Here is a 19,218-nt window from a genome sequence, read left to right on the forward strand (position 1 = left end):
GAGCAGCGGCTTTTTCGTTCAGGCTGACTTACTGCGCAACCACCTCGGCGCTCTTGCCCGCCACCTCGCGAACGGTTTGCAGCTGATACTGCGGATCTGCGGCGATCTGCTGCTCAGTGAACGGCAGCACACTCCACTGTTTTTTTGAAAACGCCTCGGTCTGATCCCGGGAATATTTCGACTCAGGGTCGCTCGACAGCGAGAACGCCAGCAGCCCTTGAGCGTGCGGGCCCTTGTCGTCGAAGGTCACCACTTGCAGGTAGCTGGTGCCGCTGACCACTTCGAGTTTGCCGTCTTCACGCGGCACGCTCTGGATCGCGTTGTAGATCCCCAGCGTTCCCGGCCCGCCGTGAATCGCGGTTTGTTGAGCACCACTGCTCACCACCTGAATATCACCCCAGCGGGTTTCAGCCTTGAGACCCATTTTCTGTGCAGTGGCGGCCGACGCCAGCAGCGCTTCACGCAGTGCCTTGTTCACGGTCGGTTGCTCGATCGTCAGACCGCGTGGCGTGTGTTGCGGGTCTTTTGGATCGAACGGCACACGCCAGACATCCGGCGACGCTTGCAGCGCCTGCATGATGTTCTGGAAGTGCACCAGACCAATACCCGAATCCAGATTCGCCCGGCCGTCCCAACCCTTGAGACTCGCGCAAACCGGCTTCAACGCGGCCGCGTCCGCACCCAGATCCGCAGCGCAAAACTTCAACAGATCGGGCAGCACCTGAGTCGCCAGATAGACGTTGTCGTCCATCACCATCTGCTGTAGATCCTTGACCGCCAGCGGACCTTTTTTTCCGAGAGAGCTCAGGCGTTCCAGCGCAAAGCGCGCACGCAGGCCCAGTGGCTGGCCGTCCTGACTGATCAGCGGCGAGAATCCGGTCAGCGGTTGTGCCGGGTTCGCCAGCCACGCCGAATCGTTGGAGTGCTGGACGAAGTCCTTGCGCAACAGTTGCGGCAGCTGACTGGCGGCATAAATGCCCTTTTGCGCAGCATGCGGATCGATATCCCAGGCGCAAGCACTGTTGGAACCGTCCAGCACGATCATCTGCAAACCGATGCGCGGGTCGCTGCACTTGGCCAGTTTGTCGGCGCTGACGTTCGGCACCACCGACAGGTTCATGTACAGCGTCTGTCCCTTGTCATCCACAGCCAAGGTGTTGACCCAGGGGATGCCCTGAATCTTGTGCACCGAATCCTGCAGATCCTTGAGGCTTGACGCCTGGTTCATCGCGTACCACTGCGTCAACACGCGATCATTGTCCAGGTTGGCGTCGCGCAGGCTGTAGGCGTACTGGTGATCCCAGTCGAGTTTGCCCGGCCATTGCACGATCGGGCCGAACTGCGAGCTGTAGACATCGCGCGAGACCGGCACCACCTGACCGTCCGCCTGTTTGACCTGCACCGTGACGGTCTGCTTGTTCAGCGGCAGCGATTTGCCGTCGAGCAGGTAGCGGGTCGGGTCTTTCGGATCGAGTTGCAGGCGATACAGGGTGAAGTGTTTGGATGAATCCACGGTGTGGGTCCAGGCCAGATGCTGGTTGAAACCGATGTTGATCATCGGCAACCCCGGCAAGGCTGCGCCCATGACGTCGAGTTTGCCCGGAATGGTCAGGTGCATCTGGTAAAAGCGCATGCCGCCAACCCATGGAAAATGCGGGTTGGCCAGCAGCATGCCGCGCCCGTTGAACGAGCGTTCGCTGCCCACCGCCACGGCGTTGCTGCCGCGATCCAGAGCGAAGCGCTGCAGGCGCGCGTCCGCCAACTGATAGGCCCGGGCATCGCTGCCGAGCTGCGCCGTGGCCTGCGGAGGCGTCGCGCCAGCCAGAGCTTCGGCGAACTGCCCGACCCCGCCCTCGACCAGCAGGCGCCGAGTGAGTTTGACCAGATCTTCGGCGCTGATATCACGCACCCACTCACCCTGGCACTGTTGCGGCAGACCCTGCTGGCGGCGCTCGGCGAGATAACGGTTGTAGCCCGCGGCATAACCTTCCACCAGGTCGTGCACCTGCGCCGGTTGCGCGTCCCAGAAGGCTTTCACCGCTGCGGGAGTGTTGAGCCAGGTGAAGAACAGGTCGCTGACGCGATTCTCGCGTTGTTCGACGGTGAACTGCTCCGGTCCGAAATAGCGCGAGCGCTGGCCATTGACCGTGACGATCTCGTTGGCCAGCAGGCACAGGTTGTCCTGCGCGTAGGCGTAACCGATGCCGAAACCCAGTCCGCGCTCATTTTCCGCGCGGATGTGCGGCACACCAAAGGAAGTGCGGCGGATATCGGCACTGGCTTGTGCAGCGGGACTGAACGCATGGGCGGACAGACTGAGTCCGAGAAACGCACCGGCGAGGGCCAGTCCGGTTAACTGTCGGGAAATAATCACACTCGCTCCTGAACGACAAGACAAGGATCGGCGCTTGCGCCGGATCCGCTCTGAAATTGATTCATGCGCCTGGGCGCAAGACGGCTGTTCAGGAAACGAATGCGGGAAAAAAAATTTAGCCCGATTGACGAGGGTGAAATTCACTGATTACGGGAAAACAACGAATAACCGACAAAATTTCTACATATTTCCTTTCATGATTTGTCGTGCTGAAACGTCTTGTTTACTGAGAGCAGTCAAAACGTTTCCTGATCGGGCTCTGAAAAGGAGTAACCCCATGTACAACTCGCAACTACCAATGGACGGTAGCCAGGCGTCACAAGGAGCTTCCATGAGTTCCCGCGCGAGCAGCTTCGCCCCCAGCCCCGAGCGTCAGGGCAATGAGCGTATTCGTCTGTTGCTGAAAAGCTTCGGCCTGCGCACCAGCCTGATTCGTCTGAAAGTCATCGACGCCCTGCTGGTCGCCGCACAAAGCGATCGACGCCTGGGCGTGCGCGGCGTGCACAGTCAACTGCTGGACCTGGATATTCCGTTATCCTTTCTCAGCGTGCGCGAAGTGTTGAAGCGTCTATGCGCCGAAGGGGTGGTCACCTTCAACCCGGACAAGAGTTACAGCCTGCATCCACAGGCTGCTGCAGTGCTCAATCACGATTGAAGCGTCCCGCGATCGCCGTCAGGGTTTGACCTTGCGGCGCATCACCCCGTTGATCACCACCACGACCACCGCCACACCCATGGCGATGTACTGGAACATCTTCTGACTGATCATTCCGGCATTTTGCAGCCAGGACAGGCCGAGCATGATCGCCAGCACCGACAGGGCGATCAGGATCGAGTATTTCAAACGTTGCTTCTGGGTCATTAACAGGTTCCTGAAACTTTCAAATGTATCCGGTTTGTATCCGATTGCATGCCATGCACATACCGTGTTGCGGGGATGGGCCTGGCCGGACGCGGTCTCATGTTACAGCCGATGAAGAGTTTTGGCTTCATGCCGGCGTAACCATGAGGATTTCTGAAATGTTCCGTCGAATCACCTGGCTGATTCCTTTCCTTGCCGTACTGAACTTGAGCGGCTGCATCATTTTCCCCCACGGCGGCTGGCATGACGGCCACCATCGTTATCAGGATGGCCCCGGTTATTACCAACATCGATAGGTGATGGCTCTCCAGGAAAACGTTACAAATCGTGTTCCCCCATAATGACTGCGCCTACTGAAAAGTAGGCGCTTTCTGTAGGTCATCTGGTCTGTGCGTGTAGGACATTAATCACGCGTTTGTAGGCCCCTCTCCCACGCAACATTTTGCGTATTTTTGATATCTCTCGTCATACCTGTCTGGTGTGAATCTCCCTCTCCACCCCCCTACCCTCTGCGCTTCTGATGCCGAACCACGAGCTCATCCGCGCATGCAAAGAACACTTATCGATATCAACCCCGGACAGGCCCTTGGCTTCTGTCTGGCCATAACCCTGTTTGAACTGCTGACCTACATGGCCAGCGACCTGATCATGCCAGCAATGCTGAGCGTTACCTCCGAGTTCGAAGCAGACGCCCGGCATGTTCCTTATGCATTCAATCTGTACCTGATCGGTGGAGTCTGCCTGCAATGGTTGATTGGTCCACTCTCCGACCGCTTTGGCCGGCGGCGCCTGCTGTTGAGCGGATGCCTGCTGTTCGCCGCAGCCTGTGGCGCAACCTTTATCACCAGCAGCATCGAGGCGTTCAACCTGCTGCGGCTGATACAGGGGATGGGCCTGGGCTTCGTCGTGGCCGTCAGTTATCCGGCCCTGCAGGAAGTGTTCCGTGAAGCGGATGCCGTGCGCCTGATGGCACTGTTGGGCAATGTGGCATTGCTCTCGCCGTTGCTCGGACCATTGCTCGGCAGCCTGCTGCTCGAATGGCTGAGCTGGCGAACACTGTTTCTCGGCTTGGGCCTGGCGGCGGCTGTTGCCTGGCTGGGCCTGTATGTCTGCATGCCCGAGACCATCGGCGTCATGCGCAACGACGGTCAGCAACAGCAGCCGGTTGCGTTCAACGGACGGCAGATTGGACAGCGCTATCTGACTTTGCTCGGCAACCGCAACTTTCTCCACGCCAGCCTTGCACTGGGTTTGATGAGCCTGCCACTGATCGCCTGGATCGGACTGTCGCCGCTGCTGCTGATGCAGTTGCTAGGCCTGTCCTCGCGCGAATACGGGCTGTGGCAGATCCCGGTCTTCTGCGCCGTGATTGCCGGCAATCTGATCCTTGATCGCCTGCTCGTCAGCCACTCGCTGCCCCGGGTCATTCGCGTTGCGCTGTGGCCATTGTGCCTGGGCCTGATCGCATTGATCGGCACCGCCTTGTCGAGCGCTGCGCTGGCGCTGCTGATTGCCAGCCTGTCGCTGTATGCCATCGGACTGGGCATGAGCAACGCGGCGCTGTACCGGCTGGCACTGTTCGCCAGCGATGACAGCAAGGGCCTGGTTTCCGCGACCATCGGCATGCTCTCGATTGTCGTGATGGGCGCAGGCGGTTCGCTGATAGCCGCCGTCGGCGGTGCCGAAAGCCTCGAGAGTTTCGCCCTGTGGGCGGCGCTCGGTGGCTTGCTGTGCCTGCCTCTCATCCAGCGTTTTCTGCACCTGTCCGTGCAATCCCCCCTTCCACCGGTTACATCAAAGGATGACCACTAATGCACTCTTTCCCTCACAGCGATGCACTCTGTGCGTCAACGGCTGCCTACTGTCCGGACTCGGTGGCGCCCGGTCTGTTTGATCGGGCCATGCTCGAAATCACTCGTTTTCACATCGAACAGACCCCGGGTTATGAGCATTGGCTGAACGCCAATGGCGTGGAAGCCAAAGACCTCGAAACCTTTGATGACTGGTCGCATCTGCCTCCGATTTTTGCCAACTTCTTCAAACAGCATTTGCTGCTCAGTCCCACTGGCGAGGACGCGCTGGAGCTGACTTCCTCAGGCACCAGCGGGCAGAAGAGCCGCATGCGTTATGACGCGCGCAGCCTCGGCGCAGCCCAGTACATGGTCAAACGGATATTCGCGCAGTACGGCTGGATCACACCGCATACGCCCTGCAATTACCTGTTGCTGAGTTACGAACCCCAGACGCAGATCACCCTGGGCACATCGTTCACCGATCAGTTCCTGTGTGGCTTTGCCCCGGTCAATCGGGTGGTGTATGCGCTGCGGGCTGACGGCGACAGTCACCGGTTCGATCTGTTCGGCGTGATAGCAGCTCTGCAAGCCTTTGCCGAAGAAGGTCTGCCGGTGCGCATCTTCGGTTTCCCCGCCTTTCTCTGGGAGACCCTGCAACGCATGCGCGCCACCGGCGTGACGGATCTGCAACTGCCGGCCGGATCGTTGGCGTTTTTTGGCGGTGGCTGGAAAACCCGTGCCGCCGAAGAAGTCCCGAAACAACAGCTGTACGCACGGATCCAGCAGCAGTTGGGCATCGATACCAAAGACTGTCGCGATGGCTACGGCGCCGTCGAGCACGCGGTGCCTTACATCGAGTGTGCCCACCACCATTTTCACGTGCCGGTCTATTCCAAAGTGTACGTGCGCAGCCCCGTGGACTTTTCGGTCCTGCCCTATGGACAGTGCGGCCTGCTCAGCCTGGTCTCGCCTTACATTTCATCAAGTCCCGCCCATGCGGTGGTGATGAGTGACCTGGCCACGCTGTATCCCGCTGCGAGTTGCGGCTGTGGGCTGAAGAGCGACTGGTTCCAACTGCATGGCCGCGCCGGCACCGCCGCCGCGAGGAGCTGTGCCATGGCGGCTTCCGAATTGCTGGGGAGACACTGATATGTATTTGATCAATGGAAAACTGCACGCCGACTGCGATCTCGACAGTGCGTTGCAACAACTTTATCTGCAACTGCCCCATCAGCTGCAGACGCCCCTTGAGACCTCCACATTACTAAGCGCTGCGCAGGCGTTTGCCGAACGCCTGCAGCATCAGCCTCTGGAGCTGGCACTCGACACCGACCAGCGCCAGGCCCTGATCGACTTCTGCCAGCCGGCCACGCTGCAGGCAAAGCTTGATCGTGAGCTGGGGCTGCAACCCGATTCACTGCGGCGCATCGACTATCGGCAGTCGCGTTTCGAGCGCTGGAGCCCCCTGGGCCTGGTGGTTCATATCACCCCGGCCAATGCGCCGCTGCTGGCATTCTGTGCGGTACTGGAGGGTTTGTTGAGCGGCAACGTCAACTGGCTGCGCCCCAGCAGCAGCGACGACGGATTCACTGCGCGCCTGCTGCAGGTGTTGCTGGAATGTGACTCGAGCGGGCAACTCGGTGGTTACGTCGCGGTACTGCCGACAACGACCGGACAAATCGGTCAGTTGTGCAGACACGCCAACGGTGTTTCCGCCTGGGGTGGCGAAACGGCCTTGCAAGCCATTCGGTTGCAGATTCCGCCGGGATGTCGCTGGATCGACTGGGGGCACCGCATCAGCTTCGCTTATCTGACCCCGGACGCAGCGTCACCGGCAGTCCTGGATGCGCTGGTGGATGAAGTCTGCCGCCTCGATCAGCAAGCCTGCTCCAGCCCGCAATGGCTCCTGGTAGACAGTGACGACGAGGCCGTTCTGAACGACATTGGTACAGAACTGGCCGCCGCGTTCGAGCGTCGCACCGGGCAATGGCCGGCCCTCACCCCGACGCTTGAAGAGGCCTCGCAAATCACCACCAGTACGGCAATGGTGCGGCTGGCCCAGAGTTTTGCCGGACAGACCGGCCGGGTCTGGAGTACGCCGCACTGGCGAGTGATCTGGAGTCATGACCGTCAACTCGAACCTTCTGCGCTGTTTCGCAGCCTGCTGCTCAAACCCCTGCCCCGCGAGCTGCTCGGCGCTACGCTGTTGCCGTGGCGCAACGTGCTGCAGAGCTGTGCCTTGCTGTGTCATGAGGCGCAAATCGCCGAACTGGCGCAGTCGCTGATAGCCGCCGGGGTGACCCGCATCGCCCCGATCGGAGCCATCCATGACGGTTACGACGGCGAGCCTCATGACGGTGTCTATGCCCTTCAGCGCCTGAGCCGCCGCGTGTCGGTCACCTTGACGCCGGACTCGCTGGCGGGTCACGCCACGCTTGACCGCCAGTCTCCTCCACCCGCGCTGGCGGGGGTTGCAATCATGGATAAGACGAGGTTTATCAGTCAGTCACCGAACGACAGGGCGCAACTGTACTTTCGTTCTGGCGGCAGCAGTGGCACGCCCACCCTTTCCGGTTTCAGTTACCACGATTTCCAGCGCCAGATGCGTGCGACCGCCGACGGCCTGCTGGCGGCCGGCCTGGATCCGGCGCGAGACAAAATCATGAACCTGTTCTTCAGCGGTGGGCTGTACGGCGGGTTTTCCAGTTTTACCAAGGTGCTGGAACAACTGGAGGCCCGACACTGGCCGATGGGCGCTCCGGCGGATGACGATTACCGCGAGATCGCGCAGCTGATTGTGCAACAACGGATCACCGTGCTGATCGGCATGCCCAGCACCGTGCACCGGTTGTTTCTCAACGAACGGCAAACGCTGCAGCGCTACGGCGCCATCGACAAGGTTTTTCTCGGTGGCGAGCATGTGAGTGAGCCCACCCGCGAGTTGTTGCAAAGCTGTGGTGTCAGACTGATCCGTTCGGCGATTTACGGCAGTGTCGATGCCGGCCCCCTGGGCCATGCCTGCCAGGCCACGGCAGACGGTGTGTTCCATCTGATGAGCGACATCCAGCACCTGGAAATCGTCAATTTCGATCAGGACATGCCGGTCAATCACGGTGAGTCGGGCCGTCTGCTGGTGACCTCCCGGGCGCGTCAGGGCCAGTCCGTGCTGCGCTATGACATCGGTGACAGCGGACGCTGGCTACCCGACCCCTGCCCCTGCGGTCTGACCTCACCGCGCTTCGAACTGTTGCAACGGCACGGCAAGTTGTTGCGCATCGGCACCGACTTCATTTCGCTGGCAACGCTGGAGCAACGCCTGCAAGTGCCGTTTCAACTGGCCCTCGACCATGGCCCTGACGGCCGGGAGCGCATGCGACTGCGCAGCCCTCTGGCACCGGAACAGGCCCAACGTCAACTGCAGGGCTATCAGACGCTGAGCACGCTGGTACAGACCGGACTGCTCATTGTGGAGATCGAGCAATGTGCTGTTGAGCAATTCGTTCGCAACAGACACAGCGGCAAGACACCGCCAGTGATTGATTCACGCCACTGAAGACGGGCGCCAGCTGGCGCCCCACCGCTCCTTTTAATAAGAAAACGCCATGAACACCACCGTAGATTTGAATGCCCTGCTCGGCTTTGCTCGCCGACATTCGACTTATTATCGCGAACACTTCAAGGACGTCGCAGAACCCATCAACGGCTTGAACGGGTTGCCTTTGATCGACCCCAGACTGTACTGGCACGGCAGCCAGAAGCCGCAACAGTGGCCGCTATTGACCGGCCCGACGGCGGACGCGCTGGTCTTCAAGACCGGGGGCACCACCGGTTCAGGCAAACTGTCGCTGTTCACCCGCGCAGAATGGCAAACCCTGGTGCGCGATTTCGGCAGCCACCTCACCGCGCAACTGAACGCCGGCGATCGAGTCGCCAATCTGTTCTTTGTCGGCGACCTGTATGCCAGCTTCATTTTCGTCCACGATGCCTTGGCCCATGTCGAAACGCCGGTCAGCGAGTTTCCTTTCACCGGGACCGTCGATAGCGCCGTACTGGCCGAATCGATCGTTGCGTACCAGATCAATGTGCTGGCCGGATTGCCGGCGCAGCTGCTGAAATTCGCCGCCTGGCTTGAACGCCACTCTCGGATTCTGGAAGGTGTCGAAACCCTGCTCTACGGCGGCGAGAGTCTGTTCAGCGCACAGCTGCAAGCGCTGCGCCGGGTATTCCCGAACGCGCGTGTTGCCTCCATCGGTTACGCCAGCGTTGATGCCGGACTGATCGGCGTCAGCGCCCGCGATTGCGCGCTGGGCGAACACCGGATGCTGGAGCGCCACAGCATGCTGGAGATCATTGATGAAGTGAGTGGCGCGGTCATCGAAGAATGCGACCGCAATGGCAGGCTGGTCATGACCAATCTGACCCGTCGCCTGATGCCCGTCATCCGCTATCCCGTCGGCGATCTGGCGTGTTGGCGCGAACCGGCCGGCACGCCCATGCGCAAATTCGCGCTGATGGGACGCAGCATGAGCAGCCAGCGAGTACGGGTGGGCGTGTTGAGTCTGGACATCAGTGACATTGGCGACCTGGTCCATCGCTGCGCCAGCAGCACCGACTGGCAACTGGTCATCGAGCAGCAGGGAAAAAAAGACCTGCTGAGCCTCAGATGGGTACCCGATACGCAAATGCCTGATATTGCCAAGGCAAACGCAAGCCTGCGCAGCGCGCTGATCGAACAATATCCGTTGATCGAGAAGCTGCAGGGTGATCAGTTGCTCGATCTGCATGTGATCGCCTGCGCCAGCGATGAGCTGACGTGCCATCCGCGTTCCGGCAAGCATCAGCCGGTCGTGGACCGCCGCGACTATCAGACCCTGTGCGAGCCGCAAGCATGAAGGACAAGACAACCCTGCGACGTTATCGCATCACCGACGCACCGGCCGTCAGTGGCCTGTTCGGGGCAATTTACGGCACTCATTATCCGCAACCGCATGTATATCTGCCGTGCATGATCAGCCAGAACCACAACGACGGTCGCTGGCACTCGCTGGTGGCGGTGCTGAACGAACAGATTCGCGGGCATGCCACCCTGTTTCGCCAGTCTGGCAGATCCTCACTGGCAGAACTGGCATTGACGGTGGTGCACCCTGATACCCGCGGGCAAAACATCGCCACACAGTTGGGCCGACAGTTGCTGATTCACGCCCAGGCCCTGGATTGCCGGGGCGTCACCATCAAACAGGTCACGCACCATCTGTACACTCAGCGTATGGCCGCCAGTCTCGGCTTTTACAGCTGCGGTCTGTTGCCGGATTACGCACCCTCGCCCTTCGACGGACAGGGCCGAGAGACGATCGTTGTCGGCCTTTACAACATCGATGGCTTTCGACGTCCGCTGCCCGCACTGGCCTGGCCGACGGATTGCGGCGAATTGGTGTCGCATCTGGAGAGGGCTTTTGGTACCACCGACAAAGCCGTGCCCTGGAGAGGCCCGAAGGTCCATGTCGAACACGACTCGGGGCGCTATGACATCGTGCTCAAGGAGCTCGATGACAACCTGCTCAGGCAACTTGAGCGACTGCCGGTGCATTGGCTGGTTTCGATCAGGCTCAGACTCGCCAAAGGTTTTCCCGCCGCAATAGGCAAACTTGCCGAGGTGGGTTTCGCTTTCACCGGGATCGTTCCCGATGAGCGTAGCGATGGCTGGCTGGGGCTGTTTCATCGCGGCTACCAGCCATCAACGCTGACATTGCACTGCCCGCACATGCAACGCTTGCAGGATCAGGCCAGACAGGCCGGGGAACTTTATCGAGGCTAAAAAAAACGGCCCACCCACAGAATGGGCGGGCCGTTTTTCAAGACTCAGGCCTTGGCTTTGACGCCCTGATCCACCGGTTTCGGCGCGTTGCCTTCACCGTAGGTTTTCAGGTTCTGCAGCACGTAGATCGCCTTTTTGAATTCGGGGATCAGGTTCTTGCCGTAAGCGTTGCCATTGAGGCCATTGTTCTGGATCGCGTCGAGCTGGGTCGCAAAATACTCCAGCGCATTGAATTTGGCATCAACGTCTTTGGTTACGCCGAACCGGTCGAACTTGTCGCCGGCATTGAGCAAGGTAAACGAAGTGATCTCGGAGATCAGCCCGCGGCTGCGCAGGAAAACGCTCAGATTGCCCAGTTGTTTTACCGAAGTGTTCGACGGGTCGAAGCCCTTGATGTTCTTGCGCAGGCCCTGCTTGTCCATTTCCGCAGTGTTCAGCGCGTTAGGATCGTTGCCGACCATGGTCAGCATCTGCTGCACCTTGACGCTCTGCGCCACCTGCTTTTTCGCGCCTGTATTGCGAACCAGCACCCCTGCCTTACTCTCCCAGCCGCCGACAATGCCGATCGTCATGAGAAGACTCCCTGTGAAATAACCATGAAATGTCCTTGCTGGACTACTCGAATGCCGGGAAGTATCTACCGGCGAATTGGTGGCACCAACCCTTTTAGTGAAGTCGCTTACAATTTCTGTACATTCTCGATACAAACCCTCAGAAGCTTACTGTCTCGCGGTTTCATGGCAGTTTGACGTTGGCTGGCGATGCTTTTTTTGCGCGGCTGACGAGGTGGTCCATTCATTTGTATCGGGGTCGATACACCCTTCTGTCAGGCCGACGCTTTCTTGCACGAAAGTACCTAAAGCTTCGCCGTTCGCCGACGATACGCTGGGGTGACCCCGCCGTTTTTCCCTAGACCCCACAATAAGAATCGCAGCTCAAGGACCGGTATCCATGCCCGCATTCCGCACCATTCAGGCTCGCTACACCCTGTTTCTGGTTCTGTTCATCCTGTTGCTGTCGGTACTGACCGTGGTCGGTATCAGCCAATTGGTCGCGCCCAAGCTGCGGCATACCGAAGAACAGGTGGTGCTCAACCGGATTGCCGAAGTCGCCGAACAGATTCAGGGCGAACTGAACAAAGTCCAGGCGCAGCAGCGCAGCATCACCCAGACCATTCCCCTGCTCGACAGCGCGGCCATCGACACGGTATTGCCGGGGTTGGTGGATCAGTACGGCGAGCTGAAAGTCTTCGGTGGGGGGATCTGGCCACTGCCGGGTCAGCGTGAGGCCGGGCGCAACAAGTTCAGCACCTTCTGGCACCGCGATGCCTCGGGCAAACTGGCGGTGAACACCTTCTGGAACAGCGACGCGGCGCCCAACTACTACGATCAGAGCTGGTACAAGGGCGGTATGCAGACCCCGCGCGGCCAGTGCGCCTGGGCCGCCGCCTATAAAGACGACGCGAGTGCCGAGCCGCGCACCAACTGCGCGATGGCGATCCAGAAAAACGGTGCGGCCTGGGGCGTGTCGACCATCGACGTGACCCTAGGCTTCTTCAACGATCTGGTGGCGCGCAAGGAAAAAGACCTCAACGCCGAAATGCTGATCGTCGAAGCCGACGGCAAGATCATCAGCAACAGCTCGCGCATCAGCGGCCCGATCGTGCTGAAGAACATCAGCGAACTGGCCGCCGGCTCGACCTTCGCCAGTCAGGTCAAGGCCGGCCTGCAGAATCGTGATCAGGCGCAACGCATCGAGTTCGACAACAACGGCGAAGCCAGCACTTTCTTCATGCGCCCGATCGAAGGCACACCGTGGTTTCTCGCCACCGCCCTGCCAACGAAAATGCTCACCGCTCAGCGTGACGACGTCCTCAGCAGCCTGAGCCTGCTGCAAATTCCGCTGGTGATCCTGCTGGTGTTGTTGCAGGTGTATGCGATCCGCCAACTGGTGTCGCGCATGAAAGCGCTGAAAGCCAACATCGACTTGCTGTCCAGCGGCGATGCCGACCTGACCCGGCGCATCACCATCCGTGCCGAAGACGAACTGGGCGCCATCGGCCACTCGGTCAACACCTTTATTGCCTACCTGCAAAACATGATCGGTGAGGTCACCCAGGCCACCGGCGCCATGGCTTCGAGCCTTGATGACCTGCAGCGCACGTCGGCCAACACCAGCCAGATTCTACTGCGCCATGCTTCGGAAACCGATCAGACCGTTACCGCCATCACCGAAATGAGCTCGACAGCCGAAAGCGTTGCGCAGAACGCCGCTGAAACCGCAGCGTTCACCCAGCGCGCCAACGAAAATGCCGACCGCTCGCGGGTCGTGGTCGGTGAAGCGACCAACAGCGTCGTGGCCTTGATCGATGAAGTGGCCAGCGCCACCCAGAAAGTCGAGAACATGCAGCAGGACGCACAGCGCATCACCGAGATTCTCGGGGTGATCGGCGCAATTGCCGGGCAGACCAACCTGCTGGCGCTCAACGCCGCCATCGAAGCCGCCCGGGCCGGTGAACAGGGTCGCGGCTTTGCCGTGGTTGCCGATGAAGTCCGCGCCCTCGCCGCTCGCACCCAGGCCAGCACTTCGGAAATCAACGAAATGTTGACTCGCCTGACGCAAGGCGTGAGCTCGTCGGTCAGCGCCATGGAAAACACCCAGGCCAGTTGCCAGTCCGCCGCCGACGCCACGGCGCGGGTCAACTCGGGTCTGGACGAAATGGCCGGTTCGGTCAGCCACATCAACAGCCTCAGCACGCAAATCGCCACCGCTGCCGAACAGCAAAGTGCGGTGACCGAAGAGATCAACCGCAGCATGGTGCAGATCCGCCACATGGTCGAAGAACTGGTGCACAGCGGCCAGGCCAGCGAGCGCAACACCCACCAGTTGCTGGAGGCCAACAACCGGGTGAGCGCGATCATGGGGCGGTTCAAGGTTCGGTGATTCCCCGTTCCCCTGTAGGAGCTGCGGCACGCTGCGATCTTTTGATCCTGGTTTATAAAATCAAAGTCAAAAGATCGCAGCGTGCCGTAGCTCCTACAGGGGGGCGTGTTTTATCTGACGGATTTGTAATCTCCCGCTCAGCAGGCTGTCAGGCTTGATCCATGATCATCCTGCCAGCCTGCCTTGTATCAACTTGAAACACTCCGTTGATGCCCGGCAGGATAATCCGGTCAAAATACTTTCCTTTTTGACCGTCATCCTTGTCGAGAGCCCACCATGCGAACCACCCTGCGACTGGCCGCCCTCAGCGCCCTGCTCCTTTCCTCCCTGGCCCAGGCCGCCGAGCTGATCCCGATCGAAGTGCATCGCGACGCAAATTGCGGCTGCTGCAAGAAATGGATCAGCCATCTCGAAGCCAATGGCTTCAAAGTCGAAGATCATGTCGAAAGCGACATGAGCAGTTTCAAGCAGCAACACGGCGTGCCAGCGCGCCTGGGCTCGTGCCATACCGCGCTGATCAACGGCAAGTTCGTCGAAGGCCATGTGCCGGCTGAACAAGTGCTGGCCCTGAGCAAACGCGACGATCTGCTGGGTATCGCCGCACCGGGTATGCCCATGGGATCGCCGGGCATGGAAATGGACGGCATGAGCGATGCCTATCAAGTGATCGGCCTGAAGAAGGACGGCACAGATGTGGTGGTGGCGGACTACCCGGCGCACTGATGGCTGCCGGTTACATCGGGCTGTTCGCGGCGGCGTTCGGCGCTGCGACGCTGTTGCCGCTGCAATCCGAAGCGCTGCTGGTCGGGCTGATCGCCGGCGACCGTTACTGGCTCTGGGGCCTGCTGGGCGTGGCGACGCTGGGCAATGTTCTCGGTTCGCTGGTCAACTGGTGGCTGGGGCGCGGCCTCGAACGCTTTCAGGATCGACGCTGGTTTCCCGTCAGCGCGAAACACATGGTCATCGCGCGCAGACACTACGAGCGCTATGGTCACTGGTCGCTGCTACTGAGTTGGCTGCCGGTGATCGGTGATCCGCTGACCCTGATCGCCGGCGTCATGCGCGAGCCGCTCGGGCGCTTTCTGCTGATCGTCACGCTGGCCAAAGCTGCGCGTTACGTCGCGGTGGCAATGCTGACCCTGGGCTGGCTCGGTTGAACATTCGGGCCATGGCGTTGCCTGTGGTTAACGTCGCCCTAATCCGGGCGTTCCAGCATCGGCCGATTTCCATGGAGTTTGCCCTTATGTCCGTCACATTATCCCGCTGGCTGCCCGGCCTGGTCCTGACTGCTGCGCTGCCGCTATTCGCCGACGCTGCAGCGCCCACTGAAACTGCACCCGCCGATGGCCAGACCTATGGCCCGGAGCTGCAAGGTTTCCAATATCCCTACACGCTCAAGCACTTTGCCTTTCAGTCCCAGGGTAAATCCCTGCAGATGGGCTACATGGACGTCGCCGCCCACGGCAAGGCCAACGGGCGCACCGTGGTGCTGATGCACGGCAAGAACTTTTGCGCCGCCACCTGGGACAGTTCGATCAAGGCCTTGAGCGAGGCCGGTTACCGTGTCGTCGCGCCGGATCAGATCGGCTTCTGCACCTCCAGCAAACCCGATCATTACCAATACAGTTTCCAGCAACTGGCGACCAACACCCAACAGTTGCTCAAGGCCCTGGGCATCCAGAAAGCCACCCTGCTCGGCCATTCCACCGGCGGCATGCTCGCCACTCGCTACGCGCTGCTGTTCCCGGATCAGGTCGAACAGCTGGCGCTGGTCAATCCGATCGGCCTGGAAGACTGGAAAGCCCTCGGCGTGCCGTATCGCACCGTGGATCAGTGGTATCAGCGTGAACTGAAAGTCACCGCCCAAGGCATTCGCGACTACGAGCGCAACACCTATTACGACGGGCGCTGGAAACCCGAATTCGACCGCTGGGTCGACATGCTCGCCGGCCTGAGCAACGGTCCGGGCAAAACCCAGGTGGCGTGGAACTCGGCACTGATCTACGACATGATCTTCACCCAGCCGGTGTACTACGAGTTCAAGGACCTGAAGATGCCGACCCTGCTGTTGATCGGCACGTCCGACACCACGGCCATCGGCAAGGATCTCGCGTCCCCCGAGGTCAAGGCGAAAATCGGCCATTATGAAGTGCTCGGCAAGCAGGTCGCCAAGCTGATTCCACAGTCGACGCTGGTGGAATTCCCCGGCATGGGCCACGCGCCGCAGATGGAAGAACCGGCGAAATTTCACCAGGCCTTGCTCGGCTGGCTGAACAACACCAATCCCGTTCGTTGATGAGGTAAGGCTGATGGCGGTGCAGATTGCAGTGATCGATGACTGGCAGGACGTGGCACGGGACGTGGTCGACTGGTCGGTGCTCGACAGCATCGGCGAAGTGACGTTTGTGCATGACTACCCGGCAGACAACGCCACGCTGGCCGAACGACTGGGCCGGTACCAGGTGATCTGCGTGATGCGCGAGCGCACGCGTTTCGACCAGGACCTGCTGCAGCGCCTGCCCAACCTCAAGCTGCTGGTCACCGGCGGCATGCGTAACGCCGCGCTGGACATGCAGGCCGCCGCCAGCCTCGGGATCAAGGTCTGCGGCACCGACAGCTACAAACACGCGGCGCCGGAACTGACCTGGGCGCTGATCATGGCCGCCACGCGCAATCTGGTGAATGAAGCCAATTCCCTGCGCGCCGGCGGCTGGCAGCAAGGGCTGGGCGGTGATTTGCACGGCAAGACCCTGGGCATTCTCGGTCTGGGCAGCATCGGCCAGAAGGTCGCGCAATTCGCTCAGGTGTTCGGCATGCGCGTGATTGCCTGGAGCGAAAACCTCACCGCCGAACGCGCACAGCAGGCCGGCGTGACCTGGGTCGGCAAGCAGCAACTGTTCGAACAGGCTGACGTGCTATCGGTGCATCTGGTGCTCAGCGAACGTAGCCGCGGGCTGGTCGACGCACAAGCGCTGGACTGGATGAAGCCCACCGCGCTGCTGGTCAACACCGCCCGCGGGCCGATCGTCGACGAAGCGGCGCTGATCAAGGCGTTGCAGAAACAGAAGATCGCCGGCGCGGCGCTGGATGTGTTCGATCAGGAGCCACTGCCTGAATTGCATCCGTTCCGCACCCTGGACAATGTGCTGGCCACGCCGCACGTGGGGTATGTGAGTCGGCAGAACTATGCGCAGTTCTTTGCGCAGATGATCGAGGATATCCAGCGTTGGGCGGCAGATAACCCAATCCGAATCCTCAACTGATCCCATGTAGGAGCTGCCGGAGGCTGCGATCTTTTGATCTTGTTTTTAAGATCAAGATCAAAAGATCGCAGCCTCCGGCAGCTCCTACAGGTACACCAGCGTTCAGCAAAGCAACAAACTGCCCGCACCACAACAGTGCGCCCACCCTCCCCGCTAGCACAAAATCGTGACCACCCAGTCACCGTTTTGGCCCCTCCACAGAAAAAAACCTGCACTTCGTCGGTGCGTTCAGCCCTGCACACCACGTCTTTCGCCGCCTGCAAACCGATTGTCGAACAATTTACCTATTTGCCCCGGCCCGCTCTAGGATCTGGCCTAGACTGATTTTCTCGGGGTCAGACCAGTCGGTCACCGCACGCAAAAAAAGTCGAAACTTTTGCGTGAAGCGACGGGTCATCAGAAAGGCAGGGGCAACGCGACTGGTGTAATCCTTGCAACGGCCACTTCACCCATTCTGCTTGCGCGTGTTGGGTAGCGTTTGCTCACCGATGCGTGGCGCGTTTGCGCCCGGCCACAGGATTTGGCCATGGATATGGCTTGTTCCAGACAAGAAACAGATCAACGACACGGGAGATTCACATGATCAGTGCGGCATTGGATATTCAGGGAGAGCGTGCTCAGCAGTCAGTAGGCGAAGCGAGCACATTGAGTCTTCCCGGCAGCCGGTCGATCAACGTCCCGGGCACCAAAACGCTGACGCCGGTCGCCAGCCAGAATCCCAACAAGAAGAAAGTGTTGTTCGTGACCTCGGAAATCGCCGACCTGGTGAAGACCGGCGGCCTGGGCGACGTTTCCGCCGCCCTGCCCCGCGCCATGGCGCACCTGCACGATGTGCGGGTGTTGATCCCCGGTTACCCGCAGGTGATGCACAGCGAGAACCCGATCCATATCATCGGCGAACTCGGCGGCCATGCCGCGCTGCCTCCATGCAAGATCGGCCGTATGGACATGCCGGACGGGCTGGTGATCTACGTGCTGATCTGCCCCGAGCTGTATGAGCGTGAAGGCTCGCCGTACGGTGCCAACAACGGCCGCGACTGGCCGGACAACCATATTCGTTTCGCCCGCCTGGGCCTGGCCGCTGCCGACATCGCCGCCAACCTCGCACAAATTCACTGGTGCCCGGATCTGGTGCACGCCCACGACTGGCCCGCCGGTCTCGCCCCGGCCTATATGCACTGGCGCGGGCAGCGCACGCCGACCCTGTTCACCATTCACAACCTCGCCTACCAAGGCGTGACCAGCCTCGGCTCGTGCCCGGAACTCGGCATCCCGACCCATGCCCTGCAACAGGAAGGCATGGAGTTCTACGGCAAAATGTCGTTCCTCAAGGCCGGCATGGCCTATTCGAGCCATATCACCACGGTCAGCGCGACGTACGCGCAGGAAATCACCACCCCGGATTTCGGCTGCGGTCTCGACGGTTTTCTCGCCGCCAAGACCCAGCAAGGCTTGCTCAGCGGCATTCCCAACGGCATCGACGAGAGCTGGGACGCCGCCACCGATCCACACCTGTTCGCACCATTCGCCATCGGCGACTGGGAAGGCAAAGCGGTCAACGCCGACCATGTGCGTGAACTGTTTGGCTTGAAAGATTCCAGCGGCCCGCTGTTCGCCGTGGTCTCGCGCCTGGTTTATCAGAAAGGTCTGGATCTGACTGAAGCCGTCTCCGAATACATCGTGCAGAACGGTGGCCAGATCGCAATCATCGGTCGTGGCGAGCCGGAAGAAGAACAGGCCATGCGTGAACTGGCGCTGCGCTTCCCCGGGCAGATTGGCGTACGCATCGGCTTCAATGAAACCGACGCCCGGCGCATGTTCGCCGGCAGCGATTTCCTGCTGATGCCGTCGCGCTATGAACCTTGCGGCCTGAGCCAGATGTACGCGCAGCGCTTCGGCTCGTTGCCAGTGGCGCGCAATACCGGCGGCCTGGCCGACACCATCGAAAACGGTGTCACCGGTTTCCTCTTCGACGAGTCCACTGTCGAGAGCTACCGCGAAGCCCTGAGCCGCGCGTTCAAGGTATTCGCCTTCCCCGACCTGCTCAACGCCATGCGCTGCAGAGCGATGGCCGCGCCGTTCAACTGGTGCAAAGCGGTCGAACCGTATGCCGAACTCTACGAACAACTGGTCGCCAAGGCGCTGGGTAAAGCCGGCCACAAATAACT

At 60.4% G+C, this 19,218-nt stretch carries 15 protein-coding genes and 2 pseudogenes; 14 read left to right on the forward strand and 3 right to left on the reverse strand.

Annotated features, from left to right (window positions below):
- Positions 1-28: 28 nt before the first annotated feature.
- Positions 29-2,374: an acylase gene (locus tag LOY52_RS14060; RefSeq protein WP_258674437.1), complete on the reverse strand. Its 2,346-nt coding sequence runs from the start codon at positions 2,372-2,374 to the stop codon at positions 29-31.
- Positions 2,375-2,651: 277 nt separating this feature from the next.
- On the opposite strand from LOY52_RS14060, the gene LOY52_RS14065 reads away from it, so the two are divergent.
- Positions 2,652-3,029, forward strand: coding sequence for a fe2+ zn2+ uptake regulation protein (locus LOY52_RS14065; protein WP_027612026.1), 378 nt, complete (start codon positions 2,652-2,654; stop codon positions 3,027-3,029).
- Between the two features lie 18 nt (positions 3,030-3,047).
- On the opposite strand, the gene LOY52_RS14070 is transcribed toward LOY52_RS14065, so the two are convergent.
- Positions 3,048-3,236 (reverse strand): hypothetical protein, encoded by a 189-nt coding sequence (locus LOY52_RS14070; RefSeq protein WP_007961862.1) that lies wholly within the window; start codon positions 3,234-3,236, stop codon positions 3,048-3,050.
- A gap of 158 nt (positions 3,237-3,394) precedes the next feature.
- Here LOY52_RS14070 and LOY52_RS14075 point away from each other — a divergent pair, with 158 nt between their 5' ends.
- The 6 genes from LOY52_RS14075 (at position 3,395) to LOY52_RS14100 (ending at position 10,844) form a co-directional block, all read left to right on the forward strand.
- A complete protein-coding gene (locus LOY52_RS14075; protein ID WP_258674439.1) occupies positions 3,395-3,532 on the forward strand; it encodes a hypothetical protein in 138 nt (45 codons plus the stop codon).
- 250 nt (positions 3,533-3,782) lie between these two features.
- On the forward strand, positions 3,783-5,048 hold the full coding sequence (locus tag LOY52_RS14080; protein WP_258674441.1) for an MFS transporter: 1,266 nt from the start codon (positions 3,783-3,785) through the stop codon (positions 5,046-5,048).
- Positions 5,048-6,178 carry an acyl-protein synthase gene (locus LOY52_RS14085; RefSeq protein ID WP_258674443.1) on the forward strand — a complete coding sequence of 377 codons (1,131 nt, stop codon included), beginning with the start codon at positions 5,048-5,050 and terminating at the stop codon, positions 6,176-6,178. The genes LOY52_RS14080 and LOY52_RS14085 overlap by 1 nt, the downstream gene beginning before the upstream one ends.
- A gap of 1 nt (position 6,179) precedes the next feature.
- On the forward strand, positions 6,180-8,582 hold the full coding sequence (locus LOY52_RS14090) for an acyl-CoA reductase (protein ID WP_258674445.1): 2,403 nt from the start codon (positions 6,180-6,182) through the stop codon (positions 8,580-8,582).
- Positions 8,583-8,631: 49 nt separating this feature from the next.
- Positions 8,632-9,921 (forward strand): phenylacetate--CoA ligase family protein, encoded by a 1,290-nt coding sequence (locus LOY52_RS14095; RefSeq protein WP_258674447.1) that lies wholly within the window; start codon positions 8,632-8,634, stop codon positions 9,919-9,921.
- Positions 9,918-10,844, forward strand: a complete 927-nt coding sequence (locus LOY52_RS14100; RefSeq protein WP_258674448.1) for a GNAT family N-acetyltransferase — start codon at positions 9,918-9,920, stop codon at positions 10,842-10,844. Before LOY52_RS14095 ends, LOY52_RS14100 begins: the two co-directional genes overlap by 4 nt.
- Positions 10,845-10,888: 44 nt before the next feature.
- Here the strand turns inward: LOY52_RS14100 and LOY52_RS14105 are convergent, their stop codons facing one another.
- A complete protein-coding gene (locus LOY52_RS14105) occupies positions 10,889-11,416 on the reverse strand; it encodes a hypothetical protein (RefSeq protein WP_258674450.1) in 528 nt (175 codons plus the stop codon).
- A gap of 379 nt (positions 11,417-11,795) precedes the next feature.
- On the opposite strand from LOY52_RS14105, the pseudogene LOY52_RS27430 reads away from it, so the two are divergent.
- The 7 genes and pseudogenes from LOY52_RS27430 to glgA form a co-directional block, all read left to right on the forward strand.
- Positions 11,796-12,878 (forward strand): annotated as a pseudogene (locus tag LOY52_RS27430) (cache domain-containing protein); the annotation flags it as partial.
- Positions 12,879-13,259: 381 nt separating this feature from the next.
- Positions 13,260-13,787: pseudogene (locus LOY52_RS27435) on the forward strand (methyl-accepting chemotaxis protein); the annotation flags it as partial.
- A 276-nt stretch (positions 13,788-14,063) separates the two neighbouring features.
- A complete protein-coding gene (locus LOY52_RS14115) occupies positions 14,064-14,510 on the forward strand; it encodes a DUF411 domain-containing protein (RefSeq protein ID WP_258674453.1) in 447 nt (148 codons plus the stop codon).
- A complete protein-coding gene (locus LOY52_RS14120; protein ID WP_258674455.1) occupies positions 14,510-14,944 on the forward strand; it encodes a YqaA family protein in 435 nt (144 codons plus the stop codon). Before LOY52_RS14115 ends, LOY52_RS14120 begins: the two co-directional genes overlap by 1 nt.
- Before the next feature lie 86 nt (positions 14,945-15,030).
- Positions 15,031-16,083: an alpha/beta fold hydrolase gene (locus LOY52_RS14125; RefSeq protein WP_258674457.1), complete on the forward strand. Its 1,053-nt coding sequence runs from the start codon at positions 15,031-15,033 to the stop codon at positions 16,081-16,083.
- 13 nt (positions 16,084-16,096) lie between these two features.
- Positions 16,097-17,050: a D-2-hydroxyacid dehydrogenase family protein gene (locus LOY52_RS14130; protein ID WP_258674458.1), complete on the forward strand. Its 954-nt coding sequence runs from the start codon at positions 16,097-16,099 to the stop codon at positions 17,048-17,050.
- Between the two features lie 579 nt (positions 17,051-17,629).
- Positions 17,630-19,216 carry a glycogen synthase GlgA gene (gene glgA, locus LOY52_RS14135; protein WP_258674460.1) on the forward strand — a complete coding sequence of 529 codons (1,587 nt, stop codon included), beginning with the start codon at positions 17,630-17,632 and terminating at the stop codon, positions 19,214-19,216.
- Positions 19,217-19,218 lie beyond the last annotated feature (2 nt).

Source organism: Pseudomonas sp. B21-051 (assembly GCF_024748795.1).
In the GTDB taxonomy this organism is placed as follows: domain Bacteria; phylum Pseudomonadota; class Gammaproteobacteria; order Pseudomonadales; family Pseudomonadaceae; genus Aquipseudomonas; species Aquipseudomonas putida_A.